The organism is Mitsuaria sp. TWR114, from assembly GCF_007997345.1.
This window is the reverse complement of sequence record NZ_VOSR01001044.1, coordinates 1-8,197: the sequence shown is the minus strand read 5'-3', so window position 1 is coordinate 8,197 and position 8,197 is coordinate 1. Positions and strand designations below refer to the sequence as shown.

Annotated in this window: 12 protein-coding genes; all 12 read right to left on the bottom strand. The window is 70.9% G+C overall.

Annotation, left to right across the window (positions count from 1 at the left end):
- Nucleotides 1–794 (bottom strand): hypothetical protein (locus FUT87_RS27175; RefSeq protein WP_147242990.1); only part of this gene is annotated, 794 nt, incomplete at its 3' end.
- Complete coding sequence (locus FUT87_RS27170; RefSeq protein WP_091734236.1) at nucleotides 791–1,216, bottom strand: GPW/gp25 family protein; 426 nt, start codon at nucleotides 1,214–1,216, stop codon at nucleotides 791–793. The genes FUT87_RS27170 and FUT87_RS27175, both read right to left, overlap by 4 nt.
- 58 nt (nucleotides 1,217–1,274) lie before the next feature.
- The gene (locus tag FUT87_RS27165; protein ID WP_091734234.1) at nucleotides 1,275–1,574 is read right to left on the bottom strand and encodes a PAAR domain-containing protein; all 300 of its coding nucleotides are present in this window, start codon (nucleotides 1,572–1,574) and stop codon (nucleotides 1,275–1,277) included.
- A 13-nt stretch (nucleotides 1,575–1,587) separates the two neighbouring features.
- Nucleotides 1,588–2,544, bottom strand: a complete 957-nt coding sequence (vgrG, locus tag FUT87_RS27160; protein WP_255512069.1) for a type VI secretion system tip protein VgrG — start codon at nucleotides 2,542–2,544, stop codon at nucleotides 1,588–1,590.
- On the bottom strand, nucleotides 2,538–3,302 hold the full coding sequence (locus tag FUT87_RS31205) for a phage late control D family protein (RefSeq protein WP_255512068.1): 765 nt from the start codon (nucleotides 3,300–3,302) through the stop codon (nucleotides 2,538–2,540). Before FUT87_RS31205 ends, vgrG begins: the two co-directional genes overlap by 7 nt.
- A 1-nt stretch (nucleotide 3,303) precedes the next feature.
- Entirely contained in the window at nucleotides 3,304–4,041 is a 738-nt protein-coding gene (locus FUT87_RS27155) for a peptidoglycan-binding protein (RefSeq protein WP_147242989.1), read from the bottom strand.
- 1 nt (nucleotide 4,042) lies between these two features.
- Entirely contained in the window at nucleotides 4,043–4,210 is a 168-nt protein-coding gene (locus FUT87_RS29630; protein WP_175538506.1) for a DUF5908 family protein, read from the bottom strand.
- Nucleotides 4,211–4,244: 34 nt separating this feature from the next.
- Nucleotides 4,245–4,763, bottom strand: coding sequence for a phage tail protein (locus FUT87_RS27150; RefSeq protein ID WP_255512067.1), 519 nt, complete (start codon nucleotides 4,761–4,763; stop codon nucleotides 4,245–4,247).
- 11 nt (nucleotides 4,764–4,774) lie between these two features.
- Nucleotides 4,775–5,200, bottom strand: coding sequence for a phage tail protein (locus tag FUT87_RS27145; protein WP_233218237.1), 426 nt, complete (start codon nucleotides 5,198–5,200; stop codon nucleotides 4,775–4,777).
- Between the two features lie 107 nt (nucleotides 5,201–5,307).
- The gene (locus FUT87_RS27140) at nucleotides 5,308–6,927 is read right to left on the bottom strand and encodes a phage tail sheath C-terminal domain-containing protein (protein ID WP_091734224.1); all 1,620 of its coding nucleotides are present in this window, start codon (nucleotides 6,925–6,927) and stop codon (nucleotides 5,308–5,310) included.
- Between the two features lie 18 nt (nucleotides 6,928–6,945).
- The gene (locus tag FUT87_RS27135; RefSeq protein ID WP_147242987.1) at nucleotides 6,946–7,794 is read right to left on the bottom strand and encodes a hypothetical protein; all 849 of its coding nucleotides are present in this window, start codon (nucleotides 7,792–7,794) and stop codon (nucleotides 6,946–6,948) included.
- A gap of 17 nt (nucleotides 7,795–7,811) precedes the next feature.
- Nucleotides 7,812–8,197: DUF4255 domain-containing protein (locus tag FUT87_RS27130; protein WP_147242986.1), on the bottom strand; the 386-nt coding region annotated here is incomplete at its 5' end.

Here is an 8,197-nt window from a genome sequence, read left to right as displayed (position 1 = left end):
GGCGCCGGGCCGAAGCCCAGGCAATCGCGGTAGTAGAAGGCGGTGTGGCGCGCCGGCAGGCGGTTGACCTCGCGCTGCGCGGTCTCGCAGACCTTCAGGAAGGCGATCAACAAGGCCGCCGCCGGCTCGTGGTTGGCGGTGGCCATGCTGTCGGGCAGCAGCTCGCGCGCCAGCCGGCGGACCTCCTCGACCGCGCTGAGGAAGGCGAAGAAGCGCTCCCGCAGCCGCTCGCGGTCCTCGCGCTCGGCGGCGGCATCGGCCGCCGGCTCCTCGCCGATCGTGCGATGCCACATCCGCGACAGGTCGCGCTCCACCGGCCCGGTCGGCCGGCTCGCGGCCGCCTCGTCGCCGCGCCGCAGGAAGCGACGTTCCACCCAGCGCAGATCGGCAGCGAGCTGCTGCTCCACCAGTTGCTGGATGCGCTCGCGCAGCACGCGCGGCGCGTCGTCATGGATGCCGGCGAGCGCGCGCCACCAGTGGTCCAGCCGCGCCGCCAGGCCCAGCACCTGGCGCGCCAGCAGCTCCAGCGGCGCCGAGTCCGCGTCGCGCCCGAACTGCTGCTGCAGCGGCCAGGGATCGAGCGCCGCGATGCCGGCCATCACCAGCGTCGGGTCGGTGGCGAAGAGCCCGCGCCAGTCGCCGTCCTCCTGGTCGTCGAGGTCGATGAAGCGCAGCTGCTCCGCGAGCCGCGCCATCATGTCCACGCGCTGCTCGAAGCTCAGGTCGTCCGGCCGGAAGTAGCCGGGCTCCAGGGCCATCGGGAAGCGCTCGCGCTGTTCGGTGCCGGTCGTCATGCGGGTTCGCTCCCCAGCACCTCGCCCTCGCGCAGGTAGAGCGGAAACACGAGGTTGTGGCGGCTGTTGCTGCTGCGCAGCGTGTAGTCCAGCCGGATGCGCAGCACGCCGTCGTACAGGCCCGAGGTGTCGATGTCGACCGCGTTCAGCGCGATGCGGGCCTCGAAGAACAGGATGGCCTTCTCGATCAGGCTGCGGATCTCGGTGAGCGTGCTGTCGTTCATCGTCTCGAAGACCATGCGCCGCAGGCCGCAGCCGTAGCTCGGATGCATGACGCGCTCGCCGGGCGTGGTGGTCAGCAGGATGCGCAGGCTCTCCTCGACGTCGGCCACGCCGGAGACCATCACCGCGCCGCGGGTGCGCCGGTCGAAGGCCGGCGGGAAGGCCCAGCCGGTGCCGAGGAAGTCGAGTTCGCCGTCCATGTCGAGGTCCGTGAGGGTGGGGCGGTGGGGAGCGGTGAAGGGGACGCCGCGGTGCGCGTCAGCCGCCGATCAGCACGGTCGGCAGGCCGAGCGCGACGTTGCCGCCGTGCGCGGTGGCATCGCCGACGCGCGCCGCCGGCCGGCCGCCGATGAGCACCGTGGTGGAGCCCATCACGATCGCGTCGGGCGGGCCGACGCAGGTCGCGTTGTCGCCCTGTACCGCGGCGGGCAGCAGGCCGATCAGCACGGTGGGCACGCCCGGGCCGATGACCGGCCCGCCGACATGCGGCACCGGCGGCAGCCCCGGCGTGACCAGGGGGCAGACATGCAGGTCGGTGAGTCGGGCGGCGGGGGGCATGGTGGCTCCTTGCTCAATTGATCATGACCATCGCGCCCTTGACCACGGTCTGGCCCGAGGCCGAGAGCTCCGCGGCGGCATTGCCCTTGGCGGTGAAGCCGATCCGGGCCTCGCAGTTGACGTTCAGGCCGGTGGCCTGGACGTCGGCCTGCGAGCTGATGCTCACCGCGCCGACCGCGTCCAGCGCGATGCGGCCCTGCGCGGTGACGGTGATGTCCTTGGGGCTGTCCAGCGCGATGCCGCCGGGCTTGAGCTCGACGGTGTTGCCGTTCTGGTCCTCGAGCCGGATGGACTTGTCCTTGTCGCTGAGCACGATGCGGTTGTTGGCCGGCGTGGCGACGGTGATGACCTGGTCCTTCTCGTCGAACTCCAGCTTGTGGCCGCAGCGCGTGACGAAGGCCTTGGTGTCGTTGGGCGCGGCCAGCGCGTAGGGCGGCGTGCGGCCGCTGCTGTAGAGGCTGCCCAGCACGACCGGGTGCGAGGGGTCGCCGGCGAAGTAGCCCAGCACCACCTCGTCGCCGACCTCGGGCAGGAAGAAGGCGCCGAAGCCGCTGCTGGCGTGGCCCTGCAGCAGCCGGGCCCAGACGCCCTCGGTCTCGGCCTGCAGCACCGGCACCTTGACCTGGATGCGGGGCTCGCCGGTGGGGTCGCCGTCGAGCTTGAGCACCACGCCGACTTGCAGGCCGGGCACCGGCGGCAGCAGGCCCGCCGCCGGCTGTGCCGGCACGTCGGGCCGCGCGCTGAACCAGTCGGGATCGAGGCCGAACTCGGCCTCGGTGGTCCAGGCGCCGTCCTCGATGTGGTGGCGCAGCCCGGTGACGAAGACAGTGCCGCTGAAGCGGGCGCCGACGCCCTGCAGCGCGATCAGCCCGCCGACGCGCGCCTTGGCGCTGCCCTGGAACTTCAAGTGACCGCGCATCCGCGCCAGGCCGGACTTGACCTGCTGCGCCTTCGCCCACTGGGTCAGCATGTCCTTGGACTGCGGCGCGCCGGCCTGCAGCCGGAAGCTCTCCAGGCCGATGACGGCCGACAGCGTCGTACTGTCCAGGTCGCCACGCTGCCGTACTGGTGGCGCGCGTCGACGTCGCCCTCGAAGTCGATCAGGTCCATGCCGTAGGTGACCGCCAGGGCCGGTTCGCCCTCGGCCGCGGGCGCGGTCACCGCCAGCGCGCCATCGGTGGCGATCACCAGCAGGCCGTTGGCGTCGGCCCGCGTCAGCAGGAAGTCCCAGTCGCTGCAGAAGTGCTGCACCAGCTCCGGATGGGTGACGGTGGTGGCGTCGACCTGGGCCGACAGGCCGTGCGCGCCGGCCAGCGTGCTCATGATGTCGCTGTCGAGCTGGTCGATGTAGTTGGCGTTGCGGCGGCCGATGGTCATCTTCACCGCCGCGTCGCGGCAGTCCACGACCAGGCGCGCGTCGTTGTCGCCCTGCACGCGCAGCCCGTGGCGCACGACCAGGCCTTCGAAGATCGTGTCCTCCTGCTGGCCGTAGCCGGCCCGGATCGTCAGCCGGGCGCCGGGCTTGAAGTGCGCGGAGTCGCTGAGCGGGAAGTCGCGGTCCGGCATGTCGCCGTCGTTGAACACCAGCCGCGCCGACGGCACGGTGTTGGCCGCGCGCCGGATGGTCACGGACATCAGGTCGGCGCTGGCCTCCAGCCGCTGCCCGTTGGCGAGCACGGCCAGGGTGACGACGCCGACGGTGTCCTGGTTGGGGGAGACGCCGGGCATGTCACTTCTCCATCGGCGGGAACCGCAGCACGGTGCCCGGCGGGATGTTGCGGAAGTCGGTCAGGCCGTTGAAGCGGGCGACCTTCATGAAGACCGAGGGATCGCCGTAGATGCGCTCGCAGACCTGGCCGATCGATTCGTTGCCGTACATCCGCACGGTGCGCGTCTGCTCGGAGGTGCTGGCGCGCTGGGTGACGCGGCGTTCCTCCTCCTTGCTCATCGCGCCGACGAAGCTCAGGTCCACCTTGGCCCGCAGCGGGTCGCCGCCGGGCTTGAACAGGGTGTACTGCGCCTTCAGCGATTCCAGCCGGCCGAAGAAGATCAGCGTGCCCCACAGCACCCGCACGTAGGGCGGCTCGCTGCGCAGGTCCACGTATTCGTAGACCACCTTGCTCAGCTGCGCCAGCTGGCCCTTCACGTCGGGCGGCTGGCCGGGCACTGGCGGCACGACGCCGGTGCCGTCCAGCACGATGTTGAAGGCGACGCGCTCGTCGTCCATCGTGCTGAACTTGGGCTCGACGCCGGACGAGCCCTGCGCCTTGGTCTTGTCGTAGCGGATGCCGAAGCTGTGGCTGAACTCGGCCGGGTTGATCTGCGCCTGGAAGCTGGTGGCCTTGTCCAGCTGGACCGTGCCGGTGCGGCTCAGGCTGTAGCGGGTGAGCAGCAGCCGGGTGAGCTCGGTGGAGGCGCCGTCGGCGCCGCCGCCCGAGGAGGAGGGGGCGGAGGAGGGGGCCGGCATCTCAGCGCTCCCGCTGCGCGCGCAGCCGGTCGGCCAGCCAGGCGCGGCATTCGGCCAGCAGCTGCTCGCGCAGCCGCAGCAGCTCGCGCTGCGCCAGGGCGGGCGCCGGCGGGGCCGGCGCGGGCGTCACCTGGGAGCGGATCAGCAGTTGTCTCACTTCGATGCTCATGCTCGTCGTCCTCGGTCCTGGTCCTCTGCGGCGCTCACACCAGCCGGCTCGATCCCGCGTAGGCCAGCTCGATGCGCTCGATGGCGACCTCGTTGCGGGTGGCCTGGAAGGCCTCGACCGACCACTTCACCGGATACGCGTTGCTCACCGCCCAGACCCGCAGCGGGGCGCCATCGCCGTCGAGCAGGAAGACATGCAGCTGCTGCGTCGCGATGGGCTGCGCGAAGCCGCCCTCCAGCACCGCCTGGCACCACAGCAGCAGCCGCGACTCCATCGTCGCGATGCCGCGCGAGAGCACCAGCTTCGGATGCTTCGCCGCCTTGGGCAGCAGGTGCACGAAGGCGTTCTGGCCGCCTTCGACCACCGTCTCGGTCTCCAGCTCCGGGCCCAGCCCGGTGACCTCGCGGAAGGCGCCGTCGCGGTCCTTGGCGTTGGACCCGAAGGTCACCGCGAAGTGGAAGGCCGGCGGCGGATACAGCAGCTGCGCCCGCAGCGCGTCCGGTGCCCGGGCCGGGCCCGGGGCCGGGGCCGACGCCGACGCGGAACGTGTCACGGGCGGCGGCATCAGGCGTTGGCGATGGTGAGGCCTTCGTGCGCGATGACGATGGTCTCGATCGCCACCTCGTTGCCGGTGGACTTCAGGTCGGTGCTGGTGATCTTGGTCGGCCAGGCGTTGGCCAGGGTCCAGACCATGGTCGGCTTGCCGGCCTCGTCCAGGAGACTGATGGTCACCGGCTTGCGCTTGATGGTGTTCATCTTGATCTCGTTGAACCAGTCCCAGAACTTGTTGTCGCCCTTGAAGACGCCCTTCTTCATCGTGACGTCGCTGTACTTCTTCATGCCCGGCATCTTGAGCACCGAGAACGCGGGGCTGTCCCCGTGCCGGTACTCGATGGGCTGCGCTTCCACGTCCAGGCCGGACACTTCCTGGAAGGACATCACCGCCGAGTCCCACTTCACTTCGAAGCGGAACTTGGGGAGCGGCCACACCGTGGTCGATTGCGCTGATCCGTCGTCTGCCATTGCCTGCCTCCGCGAGGGTTATGGATGGAAATCGGGGTCGTGGGTCGGGATGCCGGCCGCGGGCCGGACCGGCCTCACGACTTCTGCATCTGCTGCTGGAAGGTGATCTCGATGAACTCGGCCGGGCGGCTGATGGCCACCAGCACGGTCACGCGCAGGACGCCTTCGAGGATGTCCTCGGGCGTCATCGTCTCGCCCAGGCCGACGTGCACGCTGAAGGCGTCGTCGGGGACCGCGCCGGCCAGGCCGCCGCGCTTCCAGATGCCGGTGAGGAAGCTGGCGATCATGCTTTTGATGGTCACCCAGGTGTTGGCCACGTTGGGCTCGAAGACCATCGCCTTGGCCGCCAGGCGGCAGGACTCCTCCAGCATGATCATCGTGCGGCGCACGTTGATGTAGCGCCAGTCCAGGCTGTTGCCGTCCAGCGTGCGGGCGCCCCAGACGAGCACGCCCTCGCCGATGAAGGAGCGGATCGCGTTGATCGACTTGCCCTGCGTGGTGACGTTCAGGTCCTCCTGGTCCTCGTGCGAGATCGACACCTGCGGCGACACCACGCCGTTGAGGCTGACGTTGGCCGGCGCCTTCCAGACGCCGCGGCTGTTGTCGACCATGGTGTAGACGCCGGCCATCGCGGCCGAGGGCGGCAGCAGGTTGAGCCGGTTGCGCGCCTCGGTCATCACCGCGTTGTAGAGCGGGCTCATCGACACCAGGCTCTTGTGCAGCAGCGACTTGTGGGTCTCCACCGCGACCGCCAGCGCGGCCGGCGTGAGCGCCTTCTGCTTTTCCTCGTCGGTCTTGGTCGAGGCGTTGACCAGGCCGGTGACGTACTGGGTCCAGTCGTCGTCGGTCTTGAGGATGTCGGCCACCGCCTGGGCCTGCTGCGCGATGCGCGGCGGCGTGGTTTTGGGATCGACGTTCTCGGGCAGCGACAGCTCGGCGCGCAGCAGCGTGGCCAGCAGCGCGGGATTGGCGATGCGGGTGTAGTCCAGGTCCTTGTCCTGGACCACCGTGGTGTTGACCCACGGGTAATAGGCCGCGGCGAAGTCCAGGTAGTTGACGCCCAGGTCGTTGCGGAAGGCCTCGACCGGATCGCCGGCCGGGTCCTTGCGGTCCAGGTAGCCGCCCCAGACATCCAGGATCGCGATGCGGTTGCGCATCTTGCCGCCGCAGTGCTGCAGCATCGCCTGCTGCACCGAGACGCAGTCGGCGCGCGGCAGCAGCACCGCGTCGGGGATGACCAGCATCGTCGGTTCCTGTTCCTTGATCAGGGCCTCGATGCCGCCTGCCAGCGCCGGCGCCTCGACCTGGCCGCCGTAGCCGCCCACCGACACGATGTAGCAGGGGCCGCCGCCGTTCTGGAAGAAGTGCACCATCGCGCGGTACAGCAGGAAGCGGCCGCCGTCGGCGCCGTCGGCCTGTGTCAGCGCGTAGTCCTTGCCGTCGGCGCGGAAGTCGGACGGGGCGGGCGCGGGCGCCTCGGTGATGGTCAGCCGCGGATCGGGCCCGTGGCCGAAGTAGGTGTGGTACTCCGCCATGGAGCTGATGCGCCATGGCTTGTTGAGCAGCGACTTGCCGCCGTTCTCGGCGCGGCGCGTGTAGCCGACGAAGGCCGGCACCGCGGTGGCCACCTCGACGATCGAGTTGGGAAACGCATTCTTCTCGACGATATAGACACCGGGTGTCTTCATAGCCATGGCGGCCTCCTCTGCGGGTTATCGATGCACGTGGATCTCGGAGACGATCGTCGGTTGGCCGTCGATCGTTTCGCGGGCGAGCAGTTGCGCCGCCGCGGTGGGCAGGCGGCGGATCAGCACCTTGGGACTGCCGGCGCCGTCGGGACGGCTGCGCAGCTGGAAACGTCGCGGCGAGCGCTGGGCCAGCGGCAACCGGACGCGGGAACGGATGGCCAGCATCGGCGTGCCGTTGTCCAGGCGGTCCGGGGCGGGCGCGCTGAACTCGGTCTCGCCGGCCAGGTCGACGACGGCGAGCGCCGGTTCCGGCCAGTCGCCGAACAGGCAGTACTTCCAGACGGTGGCGCGCGGCGCCAGCGGCCAGCGGAGCTGCACTGGCCATGCGGTGGCGTTGTCGGCCGGGCCATGCGCCGGCAGGCTGGGCAGCGGCAGGTGCAGCAGCGCGAAGGGCGGCAGCCAGCGGTCGCCCGGCGCGAGCAGCGCCGTCACCTCGGGCGCGTCCAGCGCCCTGGGCGTGGCGACGAGCGTCGCGTCGTCGGCGCTCGGAGCTCCGGGCGCGACCCACAGCAGCTCGCGCGGCCGGTCGGCGGGGTCCTCGGTGCCGCAGGCGAAGTCGTCGTCGGTCGCATGCACCAGCCAGTCCAGCGCGGCCTCGCCGTCGTCGGGATCGGTGTCGGCGCGCAGTCGCTCGACCGCCTCGGCCGGGCCGTGCACCAGCAGCGTGCCGCCGTCGGCCCGCACCAGCGCGTCGGCGCGGCGCAGCCGCTCGGCGGTGGTGCCGGCGGGGACGAAGCGCAGGCCGCGGCAACGTCCGTCGGCGTAATAGCCGTGTTCGACGTCGATGCGCAGCAGGGGGAGGTAGGGGCCCATGAGGTACTCCTTCGCGGTCAGCCGCGGGCCCCGACGCCCACGCCCGGCGTGCGCACCGACGGCAGCTGGGCATCGGACTGGCGGGCGTCGATGGTGAGCAGGCGCACCCGGTACAGCACCGAGGGCAGGTAGCGCCCGCCGAGCACGCCCCACAGCGTCGCCATCTCGTTGAGGCTCAGCGGCTCGATGGACAGCGTGAGCTTGTCCAGGCGCGGATCCATGCCGGGCGAGTTCTGCGTGTCCAGCACCGGCGTGGCCTGGAAGCAGGCGATGGTGCTGCCGATGAGCTTGAGCGCTTCCGGGTAGGTGGTGCCGCCGTAGTTGGCGGCGAACATCACCAGCAGGTTCAGCTGCACCGGCGGGGCGGAGCGGGCCAGGCGCTCGCCGCTGCCCAGCGCCTGGG

Bases quoted from the DNA above. Each gene is read 5' to 3' on its own strand.
- FUT87_RS31205 (WP_255512068.1), bottom strand. From the start codon at position 3,302: ATGCCCGGCGTCTCCCCCAACCAGGACACCGTCGGCGTCGTCACCCTG.
- FUT87_RS27155 (WP_147242989.1), bottom strand. From the start codon at position 4,041: ATGCCGGCCCCCTCCTCCGCCCCCTCCTCCTCGGGCGGCGGCGCCGAC.
- FUT87_RS27135 (WP_147242987.1), bottom strand. From the start codon at position 7,794: ATGGGCCCCTACCTCCCCCTGCTGCGCATCGACGTCGAACACGGCTAT.
- FUT87_RS29630 (WP_175538506.1), bottom strand. From the start codon at position 4,210: ATGAGCATCGAAGTGAGACAACTGCTGATCCGCTCCCAGGTGACGCCC.
- vgrG (WP_255512069.1), bottom strand. From the start codon at position 2,544: ATGCTGACCCAGTGGGCGAAGGCGCAGCAGGTCAAGTCCGGCCTGGCG.
- FUT87_RS27140 (WP_091734224.1), bottom strand. From the start codon at position 6,927: ATGGCTATGAAGACACCCGGTGTCTATATCGTCGAGAAGAATGCGTTT.
- FUT87_RS27170 (WP_091734236.1), bottom strand. From the start codon at position 1,216: ATGGACGGCGAACTCGACTTCCTCGGCACCGGCTGGGCCTTCCCGCCG.
- FUT87_RS27165 (WP_091734234.1), bottom strand. From the start codon at position 1,574: ATGCCCCCCGCCGCCCGACTCACCGACCTGCATGTCTGCCCCCTGGTC.